Here is a 22526-nt window from a genome sequence, read left to right as displayed (position 1 = left end):
AGCAGCCATCCCTTCAACAAACGATGCCTGAACCCGACACCGGCCTACCCTGGAAAATTTTCAACAGCCTTTCGTGCAGTTTGCAGGCAATATGACAGTAACCGCGACCTGCTCGACGGCTTGAAGCCCGGCGAAAAAGCGATGTCTGTGAGCATGACGATTCACAGAATCGCTCTGCCAGTGGACAATGTGGCAAAAGCCCCACTCGAAGGAGCCCCAGATGTCTGTTTCAAACAACGGTCCCAAGACCATGTTTCAACTCAGTGGCCGTGAATACGCAGCGGCCACTTTGAGTAATGCCACGCTGATCATCATCGATGCCCAGAAGGAATACCTGAGCGGCCCGCTGGCCCTGACCGGGGTTCAGGAAGCCATCGATAACATCGTCAGGCTGGTGGACGCTGCCCGTGCCGCCAAGTCGCCGATCATCCACGTCCGCCATCTGGGCACGGTGGGCGGCATGTTCGACCCTCAGGGCGAACGCGGCAAGTTCGTCCCTGAACTGCAACCGCAAGCCGGCGAACACGTCATTGAAAAGCGTCTGCCCAATGCATTGAACGGCACGTTGACCACTGATGATCGCAAGACCCTGCACAGGCTGCTCGAAGAACTGGGACGTCTGGATCTGGTGGTCTGCGGTTTCATGAGTCACTCCAGTGTCAGCACGACCGTTCGCGCCACCAAGGATTATGGCTTCCGCTGCACACTGGTCGAAGACGCCTGCGCGACCCGCGACCTGCCAACGCCGACGGGCGTGATCAAGGCCGAGCTGGTGCAGCAGGCGGAGATGGCAATCATGAACGACAACTTCGCCAGGCTGGCGCGGACCGAAGACCTGATCTGAGCGCTACACCTTTCATCAGGAGCTGATTAGACCGATCCGCGGCGCAAGTGCCCGGCCGGCGCATCATTTTCCGGCAGTTCCTGAAGAAAAAGCGTACAAAATGCAGTCATCAGGTTGTGTGATGCCTTTCACATAACCGCCTATCCATTAATCAGTCGTGTTTACCTTTGAATCCTGACCCTGCGGGAACCACGCCTTTGCAGACGGGTCAGAGCGCCGATACCCATAGAGGAAATCGGAATGAAGATATCCGATGGTTTTGATGCCCGTCGCCTGCGCCCCAAAGGCCAGAGCAACTGGGGAATGCGCTTCGGCGCAGCAATCTCGGCAATTCTCGCCACCGCGGGCATCCTGCTCGCCATGGCTGGCGTCGCCAGCGTGATCGGTCACCCCGCTGCACTCGGCGAGCTCAATGCCAGCCCGGCAGGCGCCGTCGTGACGATCATTGTCGGTCTTTTTTTGTTGTACGCCGGCGTCTGGCTCTGGCGCCGCAGCCGCCGTCGCCGCCGTCGTGCAGGCGAGCTGAACATGTCCCCGCACCTGATGAAGAAGCACGACTGACCCCTGCCCTGCGTCATCCGCAGCCGTTTGATCGTTTTAGTCGCGCCGATTGCGGCGTGACTTGGTTAAACTGGCGTCCTTCGCGGAGACCATCATGCAAGACGACGACTTTTCCCTGTTCAGAAGCGAGATTCGTGGCGTAAAGCCCATCAAGACTGAACACGCCGATGTGGGCAAACCGAAAACAGACCGTAAGAATCTGGCCAGATTGCGTCAGGCAGCGACCGTCCGTTCAGATGCGACGATTACCGTGGACGGCCTGTCGGACCAGTTCGTGATCGACGTAGGCCCCGAGGACGCCCTGTATTGGGCGCGTGACGGGGTTCAGGAAGGCCAGATGCGCAAGCTCAAGCTGGGTCAGATCAGCTTTGAGGGCAGCCTGGATCTGCACGGCATGAGCGTGGAGCTGGCGCGCGAGACGATGTGGGAGTTTCTGACCGAGGCCACCCGCCTGGAGATCCGCTGTGTGCGCATCACCCATGGCAAAGCGGTCAGGCTGGACGGCAAACGTCCGATGATCAAAAGCCACGTCAACACCTGGCTGCGCCAACATCAGCAGGTGCTGGGCTTTGCCTCGTGCATCCCCCGCCATGGCGGCACGGGTGCGGTTTACGTGATGCTAAAGCGCACCATGATGGACGGGCGTGACGAGTAACCTTGTGGTGGCACGGCCCTGGACCGCTGGGCATCAACTGTGAATGCGATCAGGCGGCCGAGCTATTCCGCCTGACCGGACCATTCGGGAAGCCTGATCAACCCCGTTCCGGATGAACCTGCCCAGCGATCCTGAGCAGCGCCGTTGACAGCAGCGCTCAGGATGTGACGCGGGTCCGGTATCAGTGCGGGCCCGGACCGCCGCCAGGCCCACCGCCACCGCCGGGGCCGCCACCCTCATAATGACCACCACCGCCGCCTCCGTGCCCACCGCCATGCCCCCCTCCGCCCGGACCCCAGAAAGGCCAGCAACCGGACATGGCCGACATGACCGCGACGGCCATCGCGACTTTCGCTATACGACTCAACATTTTCGTTACTCTCTCAACGGCAGGCATTCATCACCTGCCCAGTCTGACAGCGCGAGCCCGTCAAACCGCGTCGTCATTTGGTACCCGGCCGGTATCACCAGTGATACGAAGCGACGCCATGAAAAAGGCCGCGACGAGGAATCCCTCCAGTCGCGGCCTGCGTTCAGCGCTCGATTGAGATCAGGGCATTCACACCTGATTGGGGTCTGAAGATCAGCGGCGGTAATAACCCGGACCCGGGCCGTAGCCGCCCCGTCCGCCGTCGTAATGGCCACCGTCGTAGTAACGATGGTCATGCCAGCCACCGCCGTGGCGTCCCCAGCCGGGGCCAAAGAAACATCCCGAAACCGACGACGTCAGGGCGATCACCAGTGCGATTTTCGCGATTCGGCTAAACATCATATTCACTCTCTTCATCCGGGCATCTGTCACCCGTTAAATCAGACAACGAGCCGACACATTTCGACATATGGGCTGAGTAAAGGTTGGGTAAAGGTCCCTGCGAGACAGCCCGGCGTCGAGATGCCGCAGGTTTGTCGGTCGCCCGCCATACACCTGCCCGCCCAGCTAGGCTACTATGTGCGCCTTTGCAGGCGAGCACTCCTGCCTTTCTTGAACCCACACGGAACACACCCCTGTGACACTGGAACAGAACTACACGGCGATCCTTGGTCAACTCGGCGAGGACGTTTCCCGCGAAGGCTTGCTCGACACCCCGAAACGTGCGGCCAAAGCCATGCAGTATCTCTGCCGCGGCTATCAGCAGACGCTCGAAGAAGTCACCAACGGCGCACTGTTCAGCTCCGACAACAGCGAGATGGTGGTGGTCAAGGACATCGAGCTGTACTCACTCTGTGAACACCACTTGCTGCCTTTCATCGGCAAGGCCCACGTGGCCTATATCCCGAGCGGCAAGGTGCTGGGCCTGTCGAAAGTGGCGCGCATCGTCGACATGTATGCCCGCCGCCTGCAGATTCAGGAAAACCTCAGCCGCCAGATCGCCGAAGCCATTCAGCAGGTCACTGGTGCTCTGGGTGTTGCGGTCGTCATCGAAGCCAAACACATGTGCATGATGATGCGCGGTGTCGAGAAGCAGAACTCCTCGATGATCACCTCGGTGATGCTGGGCGAGTTCCGCGAAAACGCGGCGACCCGCACTGAGTTCCTCAGCCTGATCAAGTGATCCGGGCTTTCTGAAAGGCCGCAGCCGACGTTGCGGCCGTCTGGCGGTGGTTACCGCCGAATGAGGTTTGAGCATGTTGATGAAGGCATTGAGAGTCGGCCTGGGCCAGGTCGTCATTCTGGTGGATTTCCTGACCCGTCCCGGCAAGAAAAAGCGTTCGCCGCAAGCGCAGGCGGCCGTCGACGCGTCGGCACAGGACCTGACGCTGTATCAGTTTCACGCCTGCCCGTTCTGCGTGAAGACCCGCCGCACGCTGCGCCGCCTGAACGTGCCAGTGGCGCTGCGCGATGCGAAGAACAACGAGCTCGACCGTCAGACCCTGCTCAAAGAAGGCGGGAAGATCAAATTGCCTTGCCTGCGGATCGAAGAAGCCGGCCAGACCGTCTGGATGTATGAATCCAAGGCGATCATCGATTACCTCGACACGCGCTTTGCGGCAGTCTGACAGCGCTCGCCCGGCTGAAACCCTGTAGCGGCCGTCGATCGACGCCGCTGCAATGACAGCCGTCATCGACGCTTATTTCGGGCAGCCTTCCTGCCGACATGCCGTATAAGCTTTCAACTGCTCGACGCGCGTCCGGGTCTGCTCGGTCAGGCACTGCGCCTGCGCGAGTGGCCACAGGCTGCCGCCATCCTCACGTTTGCCCACCTGGTACGCGCAATCGGCGTCACGAAAGGCGATCCATTTCTTCTGCGCATCCTGCAGAGCCTTCTTCTTCGCCGGGCTCGTGAGAAACGCCATCTGCGCCTTGTACTGAGCGTTCAACTCGCTATCCAGCGCTGCGTACTGCTTGCTCGCGCACTGGTTCATCGCCACCTGAGTCGAATCACAATCCTGCGCCTGGGCAGAACAGCCGATGCCCAGCGCCATGAACGTGCCCACCGCTATCATCATGAAGCGCATTGCAATCTCCCTTTTCTTCACTGGGCGTCCGGCCGATACCGGACGATCCTTTTTGCTTGCACGGTACTCAGACACAAAAAAACCGGTCACTGCTGCCAGGACCGGCTTTTTAATTGCGCCGACACTCAATCCAGCATGCCGACGTAGCCTGGCTGCTGCTGAACACGCTCGAGCCAGTGTTGGATGGCCGGGAATTGAGTCAGGTCAAATCCCCCCTGATGAGCGACGTGGGTGTAGGCGTACAGTGCGATATCGGCGATGGAACAATGTTCGCCCACCAGAAACGGCGTGCGTTGCAGTTGCTGTTCCATCACTTTCAGGGCTTTGTAACCGCGTCTGTGCAGCGAGCGGTATTCCTCCAGACGCTCTTCGGGAAGGCCGAGGTAAAACTGGATGAAACGGGCAACGGCAATGGTGGGCTCGTGGCTGTACTGCTCGAAAAACTGCCACTGCAGCATCTGCGTGCGCAGACGCGGCTCGGTCAGCAGCAGAGGCGTGCCTTCGGCCAGGAAATTCAGAATTGCGTTGGATTCCCACAGGCACGTCCCGTCTTCCAGCTCCAGAACCGGGATCTTGCCGTTCGGGTTTTTCGCCAGAAACGCGTCGGTCTCGGTCTCGCCCTTGAGAATATCGATCGGCACCCACTCGTACGCCGCGCCCAACAGGCTGAGCATCAATTTGATTTTGTAGCAGTTGCCCGAGTTGTAATCGCCGTAAACCTTGTACATCTGTCGCTCTCCCCTTCGTTCGTGCAATCGTGCCCGCTGCTGCGTGTGCGTAATGTATCAGGCTGCCTGGGCGGCCTGCGCGTCTGCGATGACCGCCGCCAGACGTCCCAGGCCTTCGTCGAGCCGTTGCGGATCGATGTGGCTGAAGTTCAGCCGCAGGTAACCGGGGTTGGTGTCCGGATCGGTGAAAAACGGCTCGCCGGGCATGAACGCGACGTTTTGCGCCAGCGCGCTGTCGAGTAAGGTGCGCGTGTCGATTTTCTGTTTGAGGGTCAGCCAGAAAAACAAGCCGCCCTGCGGGCAGTTCCACTCGGCAAGGCCGCTGAAGTGACGCTGCAGCGCCGCCTCGAACTGATCTCGACGGGCGCGGTAAAAACCGCGCAATTCCAGCAGGTGCTGCTGGTACTGCTCGCTGCCGATCCATTGCAACGCCTGCCACTGACCAACGCGATTGGTGTGCAGATCGGCCGCCTGCTTGAGTTTGAGCAGGTGCGGGAACAGATCGGGCGTGGCGATGAGGAACCCTACGCGCAGGCCAGGCATCAGCGTCTTGGACACGGTTCCGGTGTAAATCCAACTGGCCTTTTTCAGGCGACTGACGATAGGCCGCGCGCTGGCGCCGTCAAAACTCAACTCGCGATAGGGTTCGTCCTCGATCAGCGTGACGCCGAACTCGTCCAGCAGTGCTGCGACGGCATCCCGCGCCTGCTCGCTGTAACGCACGGCAGACGGGTTCTGGAAGGTCGGAATCAGGTAGGCGAATGAAGGCGCGTGACGCTCCAGACGCTCACGCAGTACATTCAGGTCCGGGCCGTCAGTGAGCAACGGCACGGTGAGGCAATCGGCGCCGAACAGCTGGAAAATCTGCAGCGCCGCGAGGTACGTCGGCCCCTCCAGAAGGATCTCGGTGCCCTTGTCGATGTACAGTTTCGCCCCCAGATCCAGTGTCTGCTGCGACCCGCTGACGATCATCACCTGGCTGGCCTCACAAGGGATGCCCAGCGCGCGTGCCTGCGCGGCGAGCGCTTCACGCAATTGCGGCTCGCCCTCGCTCATGCCGTACTGGCCAATGCTGCGCGGCATGCCCGACCACTCGCTGTGCGGCAGCATGGTCTCGGCCGGCAGACCGCCTGCGAACGACATCATTTCCGGACGCTGGGCAGCGGCAAGGATTTCGCGAATCAGAGAACTCTTCAGTCGGGTAACGCGTTCGGAAAAAGGCATGTGATCACCGCTGGCGGACATAATCGGAAATACGTCAAACTGGTTGACCGAAATTACGACGACTCATGCGGATACGTCAATATGCTTGACCTTAAAAATGCTGCGACTCAGCAAATCGCCATGGAGGCCTTCTTCTTCGGCTATCAGGCGTTCACCGCCAAAGCCGACGAGATGCTTGATCGGCGCGGCCTGAGTCGGGTGCACCAGCGCATCGTGTTTTTCATCGCGCGCTATCCGGGCCTCAGCGTCAAGGAACTGCTCGGTGTACTGGGCGTGAGCAAACAGGCGTTGAATACCCCGCTGCGGCAGTTGATCGAGATGGAGCTGGTGCTCAGCGTCGCGCCCGAGGACGACAAGCGTAAGCGGCTGCTGGAACTGACGGCCGAAGGCGCCAGGTTTGAGGAATCGCTGCGGCGCGAGCAGGTGAAGTTGCTGCAGAAGGTCTTCGCCGAAGCTGGCCGGGAGGCGGTGGACGGCTGGTTGGCGGTCAATCAGGCGCTGGGGCATGCAGTGAAATGATCACAATCGAGCCGCTCTGCCCCGAGTAACAGGTTCGCATCGGGCAGCGTTCCGATGACTGGCCCGCGCGGGCGCTGTCTCGGCGCCTGGCAACTGTGCCGATTATTGCGCGTGTGGCTGTATCGCAACGAACGGTCACCACTGCGTATAGGCTTGCCATTCTGATCCAACCGCCGCTTGCAGGAACACCGAATGACTGACGCGACACACACGCCGCTGCGACCGCTGGCCGACTCTTCGCCTTCGGCCATCGTCGCCGGATTCATCGCCATGATGACGGGCGTCACCAGCTCTCTGGCGCTCATCTTTCAGGCCGGTCAGGCAGCCGCCCTGACACCGGCGCAGATTTCCTCCTGGATCTGGGCGCTGTTCATCGGCATGGCCATCTGCAGCATCGGTTTGTCGTTGCGCTATCGCTCGCCGGTAACTGTGGCGTGGTCGACGCCGGGTGCGGCGTTGCTGATCACAAGCCTCGGCCATGTCGCGTATCCGGAGGCCATCGGCGCCTTTATCACCAGCGCGTTGCTGGTGTTGATCTGCGGCGTGACCGGCACCTTCGAAAAACTGGTCAAACGCCTGCCGACTTCACTGGCTGCGGCTTTGCTGGCCGGCATCCTGTTCAAGATCGGCAGTGAGATTTTCATCGCCGCGCAGCACCGCACCGGCATGGTGCTGGGGATGTTTTTCACCTACCTCATCGTCAAGCGCTTCTCGCCGCGTTACGCAGTGCTGGTCACCTTGCTGGTCGGCGTGGCGCTGTCGGCCATGCTCGGCATGCTCGACTTCAGCGGGTTCACGCTGGAAGTTGCGGTGCCGGTCTGGACGACGCCTTCGTTTTCGCTGGGCGCTACGATCAGCATCGGCATTCCACTCTTCGTGGTGGCCATGACCTCGCAAAACATGCCTGGCATCGCGGTGCTGCGCGCAGACGATTACCACGTCCCCGCCTCTCCGCTGATCAGTGCAACCGGGTTGATATCGATCCTCACTGCCCCCTTCGGCGCTCACGGCATCACGCTGGCAGCCATCAGCGCCGCGATCTGCACTGGCCCGCACGCGCACGAAGATCGCAGCAAACGCTACACGGCGGCCATCTGGTGCGGAATTTTCTACGCCGTCGCCGGCGTGTTCGGCGCCACGCTGGCGGCGCTGTTTGCGGCGTTTCCCAAGGAACTGGTGCTGTCGATTGCCGCGCTCGCACTGTTCGGTTCGATCATCAACGGCCTGACGGTGGCGATGAACGAGCCGAAAGAACGCGAAGCCGCGTTGATTACCTTCATGGTCACCGCGTCGGGGCTGACGCTGTTCTCCATCGGCTCGGCGTTCTGGGGGATCGTGGCAGGGGTTCTCACGTTGCTGATTCTGAATTATCGCAAGTGAGGGCAGACACCGCGTCTGCAGATCTGCCTGCCGGTGCCCGGCAGATCGTCCAACGCGGCCCAGAGCAAGCGCGCTCCAACGCCTGCGGCAGAGGCGGCCATGCCTGGACCCGGTGGGAGTGAGCCAACTGTCTTTAACGCCCCTTCGATTAACGGCGTAATACCCGACGCCTTCCCGGCTGAAGCCGGTCCTACGAAAAACTTGCAGCGTCTGTGGGACCGGCTTCAGCCGGGAAGAGGCCGGTGCATGCCGTGCAGATGTAGCGTCCGGAATTCAGTCTTTGCGGGCAAGCGCGCTCCAACAGGATTCGTGTCTGGGCGGAGAATCGGGAATGCCCGGAGATTCCTGTGGGAATGAGCCTGCTCTGGGCCGCACACGGACGATCGGCTGCGCAGCAGTCGTCAAACCGATCACCGCGTTTGCCTGATACACCGCATTCACTGGACTTGCTGCCGGGTCCCGGCCTGCGCAGCGGGCGTGACATGCCGCGCTCGGGCGGGGCGTTACAGCCTGAAATGGCCCACCATGCCTTTCAATTCCATGCCCAGTGAGGCGAGCTGGATGCTGGATGCGGCGTTGCCTTGCATGGCCAGAGCCGATTGATCGGCGCTGGCGCGGATGCTGGTGACGCTGCGATTGATCTCTTCGGCCACTGAGCTTTGTTCTTCGGCGGCGGCGGCGATTTGTTGATTCATCTGCTGAATCATCGACACCGCTGCCGCAATGCTGCCCAGGGCGCTCTCGGTCTGTAAGGCATCACTGACGGCCAGCTTCACCAGTTCGCCGCTGTTCTGGATCTGCGCCACCGAGGCTTGCGCCCCGGATTGCAGACTGGTCACCAACCGCTCGATCTCTTCGGTCGATTGCTGAGTGCGCCTGGCCAGCGCCCGCACTTCATCGGCGACCACCGCGAAGCCTCTGCCCTGCTCGCCTGCCCGCGCGGCTTCGATGGCCGCGTTGAGGGCCAGCAGGTTGGTCTGCTCCGCGACACTTTTGATCACACTCAGCACTTTGCCGATGTTCTGGATCTCGGCGCTGAGGTTTTCGATGCTGTGACTGGCCGAGTTCGCCGAAGACGCCAGCTGCTCAATGCGCTGCATGCTCTGGCGTACCACCGCCTGGCCGCTGTCGACCTTGCTGTCAGCGGTCTGTGCTGCCAGCGCCGCTTCCTCAGCATTGCGTGCGACATCGTGAACGGTGGCGGTCATCTGATTCATGGCCGTGGCCACCTGCTCGGTTTCCTCTTTCTGGGTGCTGACTTCCAGATTGGTTTGCTCGGTCACGGCCGACAACGAGTGCGCCGACGTCGCCAGTTGTTCGATCCCCGCCTGGAGGCCACTGACGATGCCACTCAGGCCGGCGCCCATCTGCTGCATGGCCTGCATCAGCTGACCGATTTCGTCTTTGCGGGTGACCTGGACCGTGCCGCTCAGATCACCCGAAGCGATCCGCTGAGCGATGGCGATCACACTGCGCAGCGGGGCAACGATGAGGCGGGTGATGACAAACGAGGCGATCAGACCGACAAACAACGCGAGCACTGAGGAGCCGATGATTTTCAGCGAATTGGCGTGAAGCTCCGCCAGCATCGACTGATCTTCGGCGTCGTAAGCCTGATTGACCTGCTGCACGACGGTTTTGGCGTTGGTCGCCAGTTGCGCAGAAACCTTGGCTTCACTGTCCAGCAGCCCGGTGTACTCGTTGAGCTTGTCGCTGAAGTTGGTGATATGCCCGCCCACTTCGGTCAGCACGGTCAAGTAGCCGGCGTCCTTGATCACGCCTTTGAGCTGTTCGGCGAGCTCCTGGGCCTGGACCGCCTGCTCGATCCGGCCTGTCTTGGCTTCTTCACCGGAACCGGTCTTGCGGCTCTTGTCCAGCCGCACGCGGGCTTCGTCCAGGGCCTGCATCATCAGTTTGGAAATCTGGCTGACCTGATTCGACTGCTCGATGAACTCCCCGCCCTGCTGACCTTGCGAATCCTTCAGACCATAGGCTCCATCATCGGCGAGCCCGGCCTGCAGGACGTCAAGATTGTTGGCGACGCTGGACACCGACCAACTGGCCATTTCCAGCGCCAGATCCTTGCTCTGACTGATGCTGACGAATTCATCGAAGGATTTGCGATACGCCGCGAGCGCCTGCTGGACCTCGCCCATGACCTGCTGATTCACGGCAGAGCCGGCTTTGAGCTGCTCGGCCTGAGCATCCAGACCATCGAGCCCCGCGTGCAACTGATCGACCACCTTCGGATCGCTGTGCAGGGCGTAATCCTGCTCCAGCAGACGAACCCGGTTAAGCCCGGTGTTGAGCGCGGTCATGTCCTTGAGGCTGTCGAAATGCACGCTGATCGAGCGCAGCGACCAGACACCGATGGCGGCGACGAGGGCAGTCAGCAGCAGAACCAGCACGAACCCGATGCCCAGCTTCTTGGCCATACCCAGATTGGCAAAACGCGTTTTCACGGCCGAAATCATATCGCTCAATCCCCGCTCGACAGCTGAAGGCGCACACAATGAGGCCAGCTCAGCACGGCCATTCAATTTTCGTGCAGATTCGCAACGGGTCAGCTGCAAAACAAGTCTCTGACGTCGGAATAATGGCAAATAGCTACGCCAACGTCGCTTCCAGAATGGTGACCGGCGTATCCAGAGCAGACAGCAAAGCGCAGTGAGCGCGACGGCCCCGTATCAGCGGCCTGTTGCGTCATTCAGTAACGCGCCATGAAGGAGCGAAACCGGCCTGCGGTGACTGTTCGTGCGCCGTTCAGGCTCGACGGTGAGGCTGCCTGATCGCTCGATCCGCGTCGGTCAGCGCGCCGCCGCTGAAACGGTCAGCGTGCCTTCATCGGCATCCAGCACCGCGTGAGCGCCCAGTGCCACGGCGAGGTTGCGATCGCCGTGACCGATGGAAAGTCCGCCTAATAGCACGATTCCCAGGTCGCCCAGGCGCTCACTGAGTACATCTGGTGGCCGCACCGGATTATTGCCGTGGCCGGGCTCGCTGAACTGGCCGACCGCAATACCGCGCACCTGCTGGAGGATTCCGCAGTTGCGCAATTGTGTCAGCAACCGGTCGACCCGGTATGCCAGTTCGCCGACATCTTCGATGAGCAGGATCGCATCGCGCAGATCGGGCATGAACGGCGTGCCGACGCAGGTGCAGAGCATGCTCAGGTTGCCGCCCAGCAGAATGCCTTCGGTAACGCCACGGGTGCGCACGCTGAAGGTGGGCTCGTCAGCGTCGGCCGTGATCACCGAGGGTTGCGTGGTCATCAGCGCTTGCTTGAGGGTGCTGGCGAAAACGCCGCCTCGCTCCAGTTGCGCGGCCACCGGGCCGTGAACGGTGACAAGGCCGGTCCGGTTCCAGAGTGCGCCGTGCAACGCCGTGATGTCGGAAAAGCCCACCACCAGTTTCGGGTCGCGGCGCACGGCATCGTAATCGACGTGCTCGAGGATGCGCTGCACGCCATAGCCACCCCGGTTACACAACACGGCGCGAATGTCCGGATCGGCGAGCGCATCGTTCAGATCCGCCACCCGGTCGGCATCGCTGCCTGCGAGAAATCCCGTGCTGTCCAGTGCGTGCGGGTAAACCCGAGGGCGCAATCCCCACGCCGTCAGCTCGCGCACAGCGGCCTGAACCCTTGCCTCGGCCACCGGCCCTGCCGGTGACACCAGCGCTACCGCGTCGCCAGCGCGCAGGACTTGAGGATGCAGGGTCGGAGGGGATGCGGGCATGTGGGCAACTCGGCTGGCGTTCAAATGAACAGGCAATGTAGAGCACTCATTGCCTCGAATCCAGAGGTCGGTGCCGCCGCGTGCGGTCGGGGCAGAACGATCTGCGGCGACGAATCTGTCACGAAGGGTGTCGGACATCTCAACTCATCCTGTCGGGCGGGCGCTGGCCGCGGGTGATTTCCAGGCGCCTGACGCTTTTGCGCAACCAACTGAGGAATCCGCTCGGATCGGCCACCGCCGGTTTGGTTTCGAGCATCGACGCACGGGCCTTGGCGCGGAATTTTGCGAGCCCCGCCAACGCGCCGAGCAATTCCCCATGTTCGGCCAGCCAGGGCTCCAGGTCGGCCTTATCGATCCGGTAAATCATGCAGTCGGTGTAAGCACAGAAGCGCGCCTGTGTCGGCGAGGCGTCTACGAAACCGCCCTCGCCGAGCAACTCGCCCGGCCCCATCCGTCCCAGTTCCAGCCAACCCTCGGGCCGCAACAGGGAAACCGACACCACGCCTGATTCAATGATGAACAGCGCATCGGGGACCACGCCTTCGGCCAGCACAATCTCCTTGGCGGTATAGGCGGCCAGACGCATGTGTTGCTCAAGCTGAGCGCGGTCCGCGTCGCTGAGCATGCGCAAGGCGCCGACGGTGTTGAGCACTTGAGACTGCCGGGTAGCAGGACGCAACTGTTCCTGCCGGGTTTCGGTGGACGCCAGTTGCCGGTGGATCAGATCGAACAATTGATTGCGCACCGCCGAGCGTCGGTCACGGGATTTGACATAGCCGGTGACCTCGTACTCGACCGTGCGCATGCCGGACTTGACCACGATTGCCGAGGGCTTGGGCTGGGCCAGCAGCTCACGACAGCCCTGCAGCGCCTTGTCCAGCGAGTCCAGCACCAGGCTGGGGCGCAGACGGGTCGACAGCTCGATGGACAGCGTCACCGAATGAAAATGATCAGGGCGGCTGAAATTGACGATGCGGGTCTTGGCCGCCATGGAGTTGGGGATGACCGCCATGCTGCCTTCGGAAGTCAGCAGGTGGGTGGAGCGCCAGTCGATTTCGATCACCTTGCCTTCGATATCGTCCACGCGGATCCAGTCATCGACACGGAACGGTTTGGTGGCGTTGAGCACAATGCCGGAGAACACATCACCCAAGGTGCTTTGCACCGCCAGACCGAAGATGATCGCCACGGCGCCGGACGTCGCCAGCAGACCCTTGACCGGCAGATCCAGCACATAGCCCGCCGCAGCGACCGCGGCCACCAGGAAAAAGATCGCGCCCATCACGTCCTGAAGCAGATGGCCCTTGCCGCCGATACGCGGCTCCATCACCACCACCGCCAGCACAGTCAGCGCGCGTGCGCCGAACAGCCACCAGGCAAAGGTCAGCAGCGTACCCAACACATGGCGTGGCACCGACCAGTCCATGGGCACCGGATAAAGCGGGCTCAGGCCGCCGTCGAGCAGGGCCATGCTGAAGAGGACGAACAGCACCAGCCGGCACACGAGCTTGCGCCGCAGAAATCGGGGGTGAAGCCATTGCCAAAGCAGCAGGTCGATGATCAGCAGCAGCGAGGCGCTGATCAGTGGATAGGCGAACCACAGATGATCCATCGAAGCTCCCTGAAGGTAGACAGCCAGTGCAGCTTAGCTGATTACTGCGCGAGCGGATGAGGCGCCGGAACAGGATGTCGTGCGCCCTCCAATCCACCGCATGGGCGTGCCACATTTGGCGTATGATCGATCGCCATATCGCTCAGAACGTTGTCAGCGGAGGTTCCCATGTCGCGCTCACAGGCCGAGAAGGCTGCCATTCATGAACACATCGTCGACCTCGCCGCCGCACGTTTTCGCGAAGTCGGGCTGAACGGCATCGGGGTGGCCGACCTCATGAAAGAAGCGGGTCGAACGGGCGGCGGATTCTACAAACACTTCGAATCCCGGGAAAAACTCGTTGAGGAGGCCCTGCAATGCGCCTTCGATAAGCGGGCCAGTGCTCTGGAAAAATACACCGAACCGGATTCCACGCTGACCATGAGCGATCTGGTGGAGCGTTACCTGAGCGAACGCCACCTGAACGATCCGGGATCGGGCTGTGCGTTCGCCGCGCTGGTCAATGATGTCGCCCGCAGCAGCGATCCGGTCCGCGAGATGTACGCTCAGGGGCTTGAAAAAGAATTCGCGACACTGGCCAGCCTGAGCAGCGCAAAGCAGTCGGCCAAAAAGCGCGCGCAGGCGGTGATGGCGATGTGCACCTTGGTCGGCGCCATCGGCCTGGCCCGCGCCGTCAAGGACGAGGACATGACCGCAGAGATCCTCAATGTCGGCAAAACCCTGCTCAAGGCACTGGACGCGTGAATCAGAACGCCGTCACGCCGCCGTCCACTGCCAGTGAATGCCCCGTCGTGAAGGCCGCTCCGTCGCTGCACAGATAGAGCACGGCCGCGGCAATTTCCTCGACCTTGCCGATGCGTCCCACCGGATGCATAGTGGCCGCGAATTCAGCCTTGCGCGGATCGGCTTCGTGAGCGCGACGGAACATGTCGGTGTCGATCACCGCCGGGCACACCGCGTTGACCCGAATGTGTTTCTTCGCGTATTCGATGGCGGCGGATTTGGTCAGGCCGATGACGGCGTGTTTCGAGGCCGCGTAGATGCTCATCTTCGGCGCCGCGCCCAGCCCGGCGACCGATGCAGTGTTGACGATGGCCCCGCCGCCCTGAGCCAGCATGACCGGCAGCTGGTACTTCATGCACAGCCAGACGCCTTTGACGTTCACGCCCATGATGGCGTCGAACTCCGCTTCGCTGCCCTCGGCCAGCCGCCCTTTCTCGATCTCGATGCCTGCGTTGTTGAACGCATAGTCCACGCGACCGAACGCGTCTACCGCCTGGCTCATCATCTGTTGCACATTGGCTTCACGGGTCACGTCGCAGCGCAGGAAAAGCGCCTCGCCTCCGGCCTGACGAATCAATCGCGCCGTTCCTTCTCCCCCATCACTGTCCACATCGACCAACAGCACTTTCAACCCTTGCTCGGCAAACGCCAACGCGGTGGCGCGACCAATGCCTGCGGCGGCGCCGGTCACCAGGGCGACCTGGCCGGAAAACGTCATGCTCATGGATTCGTCCTTTTTTTGTACCTGTATCAAGAGGGATGGCGCAAGGCCGGACAGCGGCAGTTTAGCCAGTGCCTTGCCCCACCCGTCAGCACTATCAGGGCCCCGGTTGAAGGTGCATGCACCGCAGTGATGTCGAGCACCGATCACATCATCGAGATGGATCGGGGCGCATTCGCTGCAACGTCTTTACTTGCCCGGCGCGACATGCGCGTTTATCACTGGCGTTTCTCTTCTTGATCGAGAACCATCATGAGCGCCTTGAACAACCGCCAGTTTCTCCTCGCGCGTCGCCCCGTTGGCGCCGCATGCCGCGACGACTTCACCTTTCAGACCGTTCCGGTGGCGACCGCGGCGGAGGGTCAGATTGTGGTGAAAAGTGAATACCTGTCGCTTGACCCGGCCATGCGCGGCTGGATGAATGAGGGCAAGTCGTACATTGCTCCTGTTGAGCTGGGGGCGGTCATGCGGGCGCTGGGCGTGGGCAAGGTGATCGAATCGAATCACCCCGGTTTCGCGGTGGGCGACTACGTCCAGGGCGTGCTGGGCGTGCAGGACTACTTCGTCGGCGAGCCCAAGGGCTTCAACAAGGTCGACCCCAAGCGGGTGCCCTTGCCGGTGTATCTGGCGGCATTGGGCATGACCGGCATGTCGGCGTATTTCGCGCTGCTGGAGGTGGGCCAGCCGAACGCCGGGGACACCGTGGTGATTTCCGGGGCCGCAGGTGCGGTGGGCAGCATTGCCGGGCAGATCGCGAAAATCAAAGGCTGCCGGGTGATCGGCATCGCGGGCGGCCAGGAAAAATGCCAGACACTCATCAATGAGTTCGGCTTCGACGGCGCCATCGACTACAAGAGCGAAGACATTCAAGCCGCGCTCAAACGCGAATGCCCGAAAGGTGTCGACGTGTATTTCGACAACGTCGGCGGCGACATTCTGGACGCCGTCCTCACGCGACTGGCGCTGAAGGCGCGCGTGGTGATCTGCGGCGCGATCAGTCAGTACAACAACAAAGAAGCCGTCAAAGGCCCGGCCAATTACCTGTCGCTGCTGGTCAACCGCGCGCGAATGGAAGGTTTCGTGGTCATGGACCATACGGAGCATTTCGCTCGGGCGGGCATGGAAATGGCCGGCTGGCTCGCCCAGGGCAAGCTCAAGAGCAAGGAGCACATCGTTGACGGCCTTGAAACGTTTCCGGAGACGCTGCAGATGCTGTTCAAAGGTGAGAACAGCGGGAAACTGGTGTTGAAGGTGTAATCCGATTGCCGTTTTTCTGCAGGACAGCTCTTGCCCACGAAGGCTTGGCCGCCACCGACCGAAATGCGTCGGCGGCCCGGGCCACTGCGAGCAAGCGCGCTGCAACCGGTGTGCAGCCCTGCACGCCGCTGCGCCATTGCTCTCCGGGTTCCTGAAATTTCCCTGAACAAGTCAACGAAGCCGCTGCCAAAACCACCACAAGGCGCGCGCTGGTGTAAGCTCGTGCGCTGTTGATCCGACCCATCGAGAGGCTTATGCGGGCTCCCTTCCGACGTTCTACCCTTGCGGCGTTGCGCGGTTTCGAATCGTCCAGCGCCGCAATCACCCTTCTGCCCAGTGCGGCTGACTATCGGCGCACGCTGCTGGAAAAGATTGCCGCAGCGACCCGGCGTATCTGCATCGTCGCGCTGTACTTGCAGGAAGACGAAGCCGGTCAGGAAATCCTCGACGCCCTCTACGCCGCCAAAGCGGCAAGGCCTGCGCTGGACATCGTCGTGCTGGTGGACTGGTTTCGCGCGCAGCGCGGGCTGATCGGCGCGGGCAAGCAGGCCGGCAATTCGGCGTGGTATCAGGCGCAAAACCTCGAGCACGAACAGGAATTGCCGGTCTACGGCGTGCCGGTGCAGACCCGCGAGCTGTTCGGCGTGCTGCATTTGAAGGGCAGCATCATCGATGACTGCGTGATCTACAGCGGCGCGAGCATCAACAACGTCTACCTGCACAAACTGGCGAAATACCGGCTCGATCGGTATCACTTGCTGGAAAACAAGGGCCTGGCCGATTCGTTTCTGCGTCTGGTGCAACAGGAAATCCTGCCGTCCGAGGCCGTGCACCGGCTGGACCTGCCCAACCCGCCCGCCTCGCGCAGCCTGCGCGGGGAAATCCGCCAGTTCCGCCAGCGCCTCAAGCGCGCCAGTTATGACGTCAACGACGGCATTCGTGAGAATGGCGAATTCCGCCTGATCCCGCTGCTGGGCATCGGCAACAAGAACCCGCTGAGCAAGACGCTTTGCGACCTGATCGCCGCGACCCGGCAGCAACTGACGCTGTGCACGCCGTATTTCAACATGCCGCTGGTGATCAAGCGCGAGATCAACCGGGCCCTCAAGCGCGGCGTCAAAGTGGACATCATCATTGGCGACAAAACCGCCAACGACTTCTTCATCGATCCGGACGAGCCGTTCAAGGTCATTTCCGCGCTGCCTTATCTGTACGAAATCAGCCTGCGTCGTTTCATGCAGAAGCATCAGGCGGCGATCGCCAGGCATCAGTTGAACATTCACCTGTGGAAAGACGGCGATAACACCTATCACCTCAAAGGGTTGTGGTCCGACGAGCGCTACACACTGCTGACAGGCAACAACCTGAACCCCCGCGCCTTCCAGCTGGACCTGGAAAACGCCGTGCTGATCGACGATCCCAAGGGCGAATGGCTCACGCCCCGCGCTCAGGAGCTCGAGCTGCTGATGCGCAATACCCATCGCGTCGGCAAGTTCGACGAACTCGACACGTTGAGTGAGTACCCGCTGGGCGTGCGCACCTTTTTGCGGCGCGTCAGCCGCGTGCGCGTCGAACGCCTGCTGTACCGGATTCTGTAACGATCATGAGCAAAAACACTGGCATCCGCGCGCAACAGGCCGATCAGACGCGAGCGCGCATCCTCAAAGCGGCCATCGCCGTGTTCACCCGCGACGGCTACTCCGGCGGACGGATCGAGAAGATATCGGCCGAGGCCGAGTCCAACGACCGGATGATTTATTACTACTTCGGCAGCAAGGAGAAACTGTTCGTCAAAGTGCTGGAGCACACCTACGAGCAGTTCAACCGCACCGAAAGCACGCTGCAGCTGGACCCGTCGACACCGGTGGCGACCCTGCGCCAACTGGTGGCGTTCGTCTGGGACTACTACGTGACTCATCCGGAATTCGTCGCGATTCTGAGCATCGAGAACCTGCACAAGGGCAAGCACGCCCGACAATCCAGCGAGTTGCGGCGCCTGTCAGGCGAAGCCGTCGGCGTGCTCAGACCAATCATCGAAGCGGGTCAGCAACAGGGATTGTTCCGGGAGGATGTGGACATCAAGCATGTCTACCTGATGATCGCCTCGCTGTGCTACTTCTATAACTCGAACCTGCACACCCTCACCTCGTTTCTGGGTCAGGACATGGCCAGCCAGGGCGAGCGGCAGGGCTGGCTGGCGTTCATCCAGGATCTGGTGGTGCGTGGGGTGATGGTGTTGCCGGCCCAGGCATGACACCCATCAACGGCAAAACCGCGGCGTCTCCGGCGATTTGCCCGCAGTTGCACTCGGCCTCGGCGTCTACACACTCGGTAGAACCGGCGAACGCCTTGCAGCAGCGCAATCGCATTCGCCGGTTGTACGACGGGTTCCCAGTCGATTGCGGGACACGCCGCGCCTGCAAGCGCTCGATGCCCGTCAGTGGCTGCCGGGATTGGCCTTCAGGTAGGCCACTTTGTCCTGCAGTCCCGTCCATTGCGGCTCATTGGGCGCGAACCGACTGCGCAGGTACGCCGCCAGATCGCTGATCTGGGTATTCGACAGGCTGTCCTTGAAGCCGGGCATGTAACCCAGGTCCGCTGTTGCCGGTTTGGCGATGCCTTGCTGAATCACTTTGATCAGATTGTCCGGCAGCGCGCTGTGCACGTTGGTGTTGGTCGCAAGCGACGGGCTGACGCCGAACAGTTTCGGCCCCAGACCATCGGCATGACAGCCTTGGCAGGAACCCTCGAAAACGCGCTGGCCATTGCTCAGCGATTGCGGGGAGACCGTCGCCTGAGAGGCCGCCACAGCCACTTTTTGGGCGGTTACTGTCGGCGCAGGCATTGTCGGCACAGCCTCGGCGGAACCGTTCAAGGACGCGAGGTACACCGCCATCGCGCGCACGTCGGTCCTGGGCAACTTCGCCAGCTCCGAAACCACTGGCCCCATCGGTCCGGCGGCCACGCCATGGGCATCGGAATAGCCGGTACTCAGGTAATTGAACAATTGGTCCTCCGTCCACGGCGTCGGCGCTTTCGACAGGCTGTTGAGTGCCGGTGCCTCCCAGCCGTCAACCATGCCACCCGCGAGGAAAGAGGCGCCGCCCTTCTCCGCTCCCATCAGGTTGCGCGGTGAGTGGCAGGCGGCGCAGTGGCCCAGGCCGTTGACCAGGTATTGCCCGCGATTCCATTGCGCACTTTGTTGTGGCTGAGCCTGAACCTCGCCCTTGCGCAGAAAAAGCGCGTTCCAGCCGGCCATCAGCGGCCGCATGTTGAACGGGAACCGCAGGGCATTGGCGGGCTGAACCTGCTTCACCGGCGTCTGCGACATCAGGTACGCGTACAGCGCCTGCATGTCGGCGTCGTCGATATTTCGGAACGCGGTGTAGGGAAACGCCGGATACAGATGTTTGCCATCGCGACTGATGCCGTCACGCATCGCCCGCTCGAATGCCGGATACGACCAGTTGCCGATGCCCGTTTCAGGGTCGGGTGTGATGTTGCTGCTGTAAAGCGTGCCGAAAGGTGTCTGCATGGCCAGACCGCCAGCGTTGGTCACACCACCTGCGCTCGTGTGGCAAACGGCACAATCGCCAGTCGAGGCCAGCAATCGCCCGCGTTCCAGCGTCGCCGCCGACCAGGTGCCCGCGGCTGGCGGGGCAATCGGGGCAATTTCCGCGCGCCACGGCAGCGCTGTCGCCGCCACGCCCAGCACCGCGCCGAATGCTGCGAACAATGAACCGAACAACCATTTGGAGCGCTTGGCCTTCGGCGATTCCGGCGGCTGGGCGCTGGCCTCGTCGCCGGCGCTTTTCATCGCGGCCAGGATGCGTTCGGCAGTGATCGGCAGCTCGCGGAAGCGAATACCGGTGGCGTCATAGACGGCGTTGGCGATCGCCGCCGCGCTGGGCACCGACGCCGATTCGCCCGCGCCCATGGGCGGCTCGGTCTGGCGCGGCATCATCATGACGTCGACCTTGGGCACTTCCGGAAAGGTGAGGATCGGATAGCCGCCCCATTCCTGGCTGCTGACGGTCGACTCCTCGAACGTCACACGCTCCTTGAGCACGCGACTGGTGGACTGGATGACGTTGCCATGAATCTGATGTTGCACGCCTGCCGGATTGACCATCATTCCGGCGTCGTGCCCGATCACCACGCGAGTGACCGACACATCGCCGGTGTTTTTGTCCACCGCGACATCGGCGACCCAGGCCGCCCACGCCGCGCCGAAGCCGGGAAATTTGCTGTGGATGTAACGGGCGTAGGCGAACCCGCGCCCACGTAGCACGCCGTCGTCTTCGGGCGTCTGCATCGGCTGGGTGCGTGGCGTCCAGTCCGCACGGGCGGCGGTCGCCTTGACCAGCTCGCTGGCGCGGTCGTCGTTGAGGTAACGCAGGCGGTATTCGACCGGGTCGACGCCGGCCGCGAAGGCCAGTTCATCGATGTAGGATTCGTGCGCGAAGGTGTTGGGCAGCGCCGAGACGCCGCGCATCCATGACGCCCGGACAATCGGCGCCATGTCGTTGATGGTGACGCGCATGTGCTCGATCTCGTAGGGCGGGATCGAGGTCCGGTCGCCCATCTCGAACATGGCCGCCACCGGGTCAACCCGCCCGGTCAGCAAAAGCGCGAGCGTTGGCGAGTTGTTCGACGGGTAACTGGTCGTGAAGTCGTAGCCGGCAATACCGCCCTCGGCGGTCAGCCCGCCATCGACTTCCATCAACTGCGCCGTCCCCTTCGGCTCCCACACGTGTTCCTGTTCGCGGGTCAGTTGCACCCGGACCGGAAGGCCCACCGCTCTGGACAACAGCACGGCGTCGGCGCACACATCGTCGGCGCAGTTGCGCCCGTAGCAACCGGCCGCTTCCATGCGAATGATTTCAATCCGTTCCTCGGGGTATTCCAGCAACCACGCCAGATCCGCCCGCAACATGTGCGGATTCTGCGTGCCGGACCATACCCGGATGCCGTCTTCGCGGTAGTCCGCCAGCCCGCAGGACGGTCCGATGGAGCCGTGAATCTGGTAGGGCCACAGGTAAGTGCGGGTCATGCGCTCGCTGGCATCGGCAAGCGCCTGATCGACATTGCCCTTGTCCAGCACCACGCGCTGGACGCTCGGGTTATCGCGAATGGCCTGCTCGACGTCGCTCATGTCCGGCAACTTGTGCTGCCAGGCTTTCCAGCTGACTTTCAGCTCGCGCGCAGCTTTGGCCGCCTGCTCTTCGCGCATCGCCACCACGCCGACGAAATCACGGATCACCACCACACGCACGATGCCTGGAATATGGGCGATGGACGACTCATCGACTTCCAGCAGGCTGTTGCCGACGAAATCGCCGGTGTCGTGGCCGGCGTACGGCGGCCGCACCACCCGACCATGCAGCATGTCGGGCAAGCGCATGTCGTGGACGTAGGTCAGCTCGCCCGTGGCTTTGCCGGGAATATCGACCCGCGCAGCGCCCTGTCCCACCAGCTTGTAGTCTTCCTGACGCTTGAGTGGCGCGTTGCCGGAGATGCGCAGTTCGACGTGTCGATCGATCAGCAGATCGCCAAACCTCGCGCTGCGCCCGTCGGCGGCCTTGATCACGCCGCTTTCCACAACCAGAGAATCGGCACTGACAGCCCAGCGCTGTGCGGCCTGCTCCAAGAGGTAGCGGCGGGCCTCGGCGGCGGCATTGCGCAGCGGGATGGCGGAAATCTGCAACGTGGCGCTGGCGATGGTCGCGCCTTGATTGGGCGCGCGCTCGGTGTCGCCCAGGACCATGATGACCTGATCCATCTGCAGGTCGAGCTCTTCGGCGACGATCTGCGCCAGCGACGTGCGGATGCCGGTACCCAGATCGACATGGCCGTTGAAGGCGTAGACCGTACTGTCCTGATCGATGGCAATGAACAGCCCCAGTTCCTTGGGCTTCACTGTGGGGGTGCCGCCTTTGGCGACCGGGCCGGAAGGCGGCAGGATGTCGTCGATGATAAGCAGAACGCCGTTTCTGGCCAGCAGTTCATCGCGGGTGGGAATGGGCGCAGTCGTGGACTGATTCAAGG

The 22526-nt window shown here is 62.0% G+C and carries 20 protein-coding genes and 1 pseudogene; 11 read left to right on the top strand and 10 right to left on the bottom strand.

Annotated elements, in window-relative coordinates:
• Positions 1-220: 220 nt before the first annotated feature.
• The 3 genes from BMZ10_RS21950 (at position 221) to BMZ10_RS21940 (ending at position 2060) form a co-directional block, all read left to right on the top strand.
• Positions 221-844, top strand: a complete 624-nt coding sequence (locus tag BMZ10_RS21950; RefSeq protein WP_093467102.1) for a cysteine hydrolase family protein — start codon at positions 221-223, stop codon at positions 842-844.
• Between the two features lie 240 nt (positions 845-1084).
• Positions 1085-1405 carry a hypothetical protein gene (locus BMZ10_RS21945; protein WP_093467099.1) on the top strand — a complete coding sequence of 107 codons (321 nt, stop codon included), beginning with the start codon at positions 1085-1087 and terminating at the stop codon, positions 1403-1405.
• Between the two features lie 94 nt (positions 1406-1499).
• Positions 1500-2060 carry a Smr/MutS family protein gene (locus BMZ10_RS21940; protein WP_093467096.1) on the top strand — a complete coding sequence of 187 codons (561 nt, stop codon included), beginning with the start codon at positions 1500-1502 and terminating at the stop codon, positions 2058-2060.
• 583 nt (positions 2061-2643) lie between these two features.
• Here BMZ10_RS21940 and BMZ10_RS21930 read toward each other — a convergent pair.
• On the bottom strand, positions 2644-2832 hold the full coding sequence (locus BMZ10_RS21930) for a hypothetical protein (protein ID WP_306470498.1): 189 nt from the start codon (positions 2830-2832) through the stop codon (positions 2644-2646).
• Positions 2833-3067: 235 nt separating this feature from the next.
• Here BMZ10_RS21930 and folE point away from each other — a divergent pair, with 235 nt between their 5' ends.
• Both folE and BMZ10_RS21920 read left to right on the top strand, forming a co-directional pair.
• Entirely contained in the window at positions 3068-3613 is a 546-nt protein-coding gene (folE, locus tag BMZ10_RS21925) for a GTP cyclohydrolase I FolE (protein WP_093467093.1), read from the top strand.
• A gap of 73 nt (positions 3614-3686) precedes the next feature.
• Positions 3687-4058, top strand: a complete 372-nt coding sequence (locus BMZ10_RS21920; RefSeq protein ID WP_177182193.1) for a glutathione S-transferase N-terminal domain-containing protein — start codon at positions 3687-3689, stop codon at positions 4056-4058.
• A 72-nt stretch (positions 4059-4130) separates the two neighbouring features.
• Here BMZ10_RS21920 and BMZ10_RS21915 read toward each other — a convergent pair whose 3' ends face one another.
• The 3 genes from BMZ10_RS21915 to BMZ10_RS21905 form a co-directional block, all read right to left on the bottom strand.
• On the bottom strand, positions 4131-4517 hold the full coding sequence (locus BMZ10_RS21915; protein WP_093467091.1) for a lysozyme inhibitor LprI family protein: 387 nt from the start codon (positions 4515-4517) through the stop codon (positions 4131-4133).
• Between the two features lie 125 nt (positions 4518-4642).
• Positions 4643-5245 carry a glutathione S-transferase family protein gene (locus BMZ10_RS21910; protein ID WP_093467088.1) on the bottom strand — a complete coding sequence of 201 codons (603 nt, stop codon included), beginning with the start codon at positions 5243-5245 and terminating at the stop codon, positions 4643-4645.
• Between the two features lie 57 nt (positions 5246-5302).
• Positions 5303-6469: an aminotransferase-like domain-containing protein gene (locus BMZ10_RS21905; RefSeq protein ID WP_093467894.1), complete on the bottom strand. Its 1167-nt coding sequence runs from the start codon at positions 6467-6469 to the stop codon at positions 5303-5305.
• Between the two features lie 81 nt (positions 6470-6550).
• Between BMZ10_RS21905 and BMZ10_RS21900 the strand changes: the two genes are divergently transcribed.
• Entirely contained in the window at positions 6551-6988 is a 438-nt protein-coding gene (locus BMZ10_RS21900; protein ID WP_093467085.1) for a MarR family transcriptional regulator, read from the top strand.
• Positions 6989-7180: 192 nt separating this feature from the next.
• Positions 7181-8368 (top strand): benzoate/H(+) symporter BenE family transporter, encoded by a 1188-nt coding sequence (locus tag BMZ10_RS21895; protein ID WP_093467082.1) that lies wholly within the window; start codon positions 7181-7183, stop codon positions 8366-8368.
• A 503-nt stretch (positions 8369-8871) separates the two neighbouring features.
• On the opposite strand, the gene BMZ10_RS28415 is transcribed toward BMZ10_RS21895, so the two are convergent.
• From BMZ10_RS28415 to BMZ10_RS21880, 4 genes and pseudogenes are all read right to left on the bottom strand, one after another.
• Complete coding sequence (locus tag BMZ10_RS28415) at positions 8872-9735, bottom strand: methyl-accepting chemotaxis protein (protein WP_371266141.1); 864 nt, start codon at positions 9733-9735, stop codon at positions 8872-8874.
• Positions 9733-9957: pseudogene (locus tag BMZ10_RS28410) on the bottom strand (HAMP domain-containing protein); the annotation flags it as partial. The pseudogene BMZ10_RS28410 and the gene BMZ10_RS28415, both read right to left, overlap by 3 nt.
• Positions 9958-11175: 1218 nt before the next feature.
• The gene (locus BMZ10_RS21885) at positions 11176-12105 is read right to left on the bottom strand and encodes a S66 peptidase family protein (RefSeq protein WP_093467891.1); all 930 of its coding nucleotides are present in this window, start codon (positions 12103-12105) and stop codon (positions 11176-11178) included.
• A 139-nt stretch (positions 12106-12244) separates the two neighbouring features.
• The gene (locus BMZ10_RS21880; RefSeq protein WP_093467076.1) at positions 12245-13717 is read right to left on the bottom strand and encodes a mechanosensitive ion channel domain-containing protein; all 1473 of its coding nucleotides are present in this window, start codon (positions 13715-13717) and stop codon (positions 12245-12247) included.
• Positions 13718-13885: 168 nt separating this feature from the next.
• Here BMZ10_RS21880 and BMZ10_RS21875 point away from each other — a divergent pair, with 168 nt between their 5' ends.
• Positions 13886-14461: a TetR/AcrR family transcriptional regulator gene (locus BMZ10_RS21875; RefSeq protein ID WP_093467073.1), complete on the top strand. Its 576-nt coding sequence runs from the start codon at positions 13886-13888 to the stop codon at positions 14459-14461.
• A gap of 1 nt (position 14462) precedes the next feature.
• Here the strand turns inward: BMZ10_RS21875 and BMZ10_RS21870 are convergent, their stop codons facing one another.
• Positions 14463-15224 (bottom strand): SDR family oxidoreductase, encoded by a 762-nt coding sequence (locus BMZ10_RS21870; protein WP_093467070.1) that lies wholly within the window; start codon positions 15222-15224, stop codon positions 14463-14465.
• A gap of 249 nt (positions 15225-15473) precedes the next feature.
• Here BMZ10_RS21870 and BMZ10_RS21865 point away from each other — a divergent pair, with 249 nt between their 5' ends.
• From BMZ10_RS21865 to BMZ10_RS21855, 3 genes are all read left to right on the top strand, one after another.
• Positions 15474-16478 carry an NADP-dependent oxidoreductase gene (locus BMZ10_RS21865; protein ID WP_093467067.1) on the top strand — a complete coding sequence of 335 codons (1005 nt, stop codon included), beginning with the start codon at positions 15474-15476 and terminating at the stop codon, positions 16476-16478.
• A 254-nt stretch (positions 16479-16732) separates the two neighbouring features.
• Positions 16733-18076, top strand: coding sequence for a CDP-diacylglycerol--serine O-phosphatidyltransferase (pssA, locus tag BMZ10_RS21860; RefSeq protein WP_093467064.1), 1344 nt, complete (start codon positions 16733-16735; stop codon positions 18074-18076).
• A gap of 2 nt (positions 18077-18078) precedes the next feature.
• Positions 18079-18732, top strand: coding sequence for a TetR/AcrR family transcriptional regulator (locus BMZ10_RS21855; RefSeq protein WP_177182204.1), 654 nt, complete (start codon positions 18079-18081; stop codon positions 18730-18732).
• Positions 18733-18915: 183 nt separating this feature from the next.
• On the opposite strand, the gene BMZ10_RS21850 is transcribed toward BMZ10_RS21855, so the two are convergent.
• Complete coding sequence (locus BMZ10_RS21850) at positions 18916-22524, bottom strand: molybdopterin cofactor-binding domain-containing protein (protein WP_177182192.1); 3609 nt, start codon at positions 22522-22524, stop codon at positions 18916-18918.
• Between the last annotated feature and the right edge of the window lie 2 nt (positions 22525-22526).

This window comes from Pseudomonas sp. NFR16 (assembly GCF_900108875.1).
In the GTDB taxonomy this organism is placed as follows: domain Bacteria; phylum Pseudomonadota; class Gammaproteobacteria; order Pseudomonadales; family Pseudomonadaceae; genus Aquipseudomonas.
This window is presented reverse-complemented; position numbering and strand designations above follow the sequence as displayed.

What these genes read in the sequence shown, in the direction of transcription:
- BMZ10_RS21950 (WP_093467102.1), top strand. Translation starts at nt 221, where the DNA reads ATGTCTGTTTCAAACAACGGTCCCAAGACCATGTTTCAACTCAGTGGC.
- BMZ10_RS21945 (WP_093467099.1), top strand. Translation starts at nt 1,085, where the DNA reads ATGAAGATATCCGATGGTTTTGATGCCCGTCGCCTGCGCCCCAAAGGC.
- BMZ10_RS21940 (WP_093467096.1), top strand. Translation starts at nt 1,500, where the DNA reads ATGCAAGACGACGACTTTTCCCTGTTCAGAAGCGAGATTCGTGGCGTA.
- BMZ10_RS21930 (WP_306470498.1), bottom strand. Translation starts at nt 2,832, where the DNA reads ATGATGTTTAGCCGAATCGCGAAAATCGCACTGGTGATCGCCCTGACG.
- BMZ10_RS21920 (WP_177182193.1), top strand. Translation starts at nt 3,687, where the DNA reads ATGTTGATGAAGGCATTGAGAGTCGGCCTGGGCCAGGTCGTCATTCTG.
- BMZ10_RS21915 (WP_093467091.1), bottom strand. Translation starts at nt 4,517, where the DNA reads ATGCGCTTCATGATGATAGCGGTGGGCACGTTCATGGCGCTGGGCATC.
- BMZ10_RS21910 (WP_093467088.1), bottom strand. Translation starts at nt 5,245, where the DNA reads ATGTACAAGGTTTACGGCGATTACAACTCGGGCAACTGCTACAAAATC.
- BMZ10_RS21905 (WP_093467894.1), bottom strand. Translation starts at nt 6,469, where the DNA reads ATGCCTTTTTCCGAACGCGTTACCCGACTGAAGAGTTCTCTGATTCGC.
- BMZ10_RS21900 (WP_093467085.1), top strand. Translation starts at nt 6,551, where the DNA reads ATGCTTGACCTTAAAAATGCTGCGACTCAGCAAATCGCCATGGAGGCC.
- BMZ10_RS21895 (WP_093467082.1), top strand. Translation starts at nt 7,181, where the DNA reads ATGACTGACGCGACACACACGCCGCTGCGACCGCTGGCCGACTCTTCG.
- BMZ10_RS28415 (WP_371266141.1), bottom strand. Translation starts at nt 9,735, where the DNA reads ATGGGCGCCGGCCTGAGTGGCATCGTCAGTGGCCTCCAGGCGGGGATC.
- BMZ10_RS21885 (WP_093467891.1), bottom strand. Translation starts at nt 12,105, where the DNA reads ATGCCCGCATCCCCTCCGACCCTGCATCCTCAAGTCCTGCGCGCTGGC.
- BMZ10_RS21880 (WP_093467076.1), bottom strand. Translation starts at nt 13,717, where the DNA reads ATGGATCATCTGTGGTTCGCCTATCCACTGATCAGCGCCTCGCTGCTG.
- BMZ10_RS21875 (WP_093467073.1), top strand. Translation starts at nt 13,886, where the DNA reads ATGTCGCGCTCACAGGCCGAGAAGGCTGCCATTCATGAACACATCGTC.
- BMZ10_RS21870 (WP_093467070.1), bottom strand. Translation starts at nt 15,224, where the DNA reads ATGAGCATGACGTTTTCCGGCCAGGTCGCCCTGGTGACCGGCGCCGCC.
- BMZ10_RS21865 (WP_093467067.1), top strand. Translation starts at nt 15,474, where the DNA reads ATGAGCGCCTTGAACAACCGCCAGTTTCTCCTCGCGCGTCGCCCCGTT.
- pssA (WP_093467064.1), top strand. Translation starts at nt 16,733, where the DNA reads ATGCGGGCTCCCTTCCGACGTTCTACCCTTGCGGCGTTGCGCGGTTTC.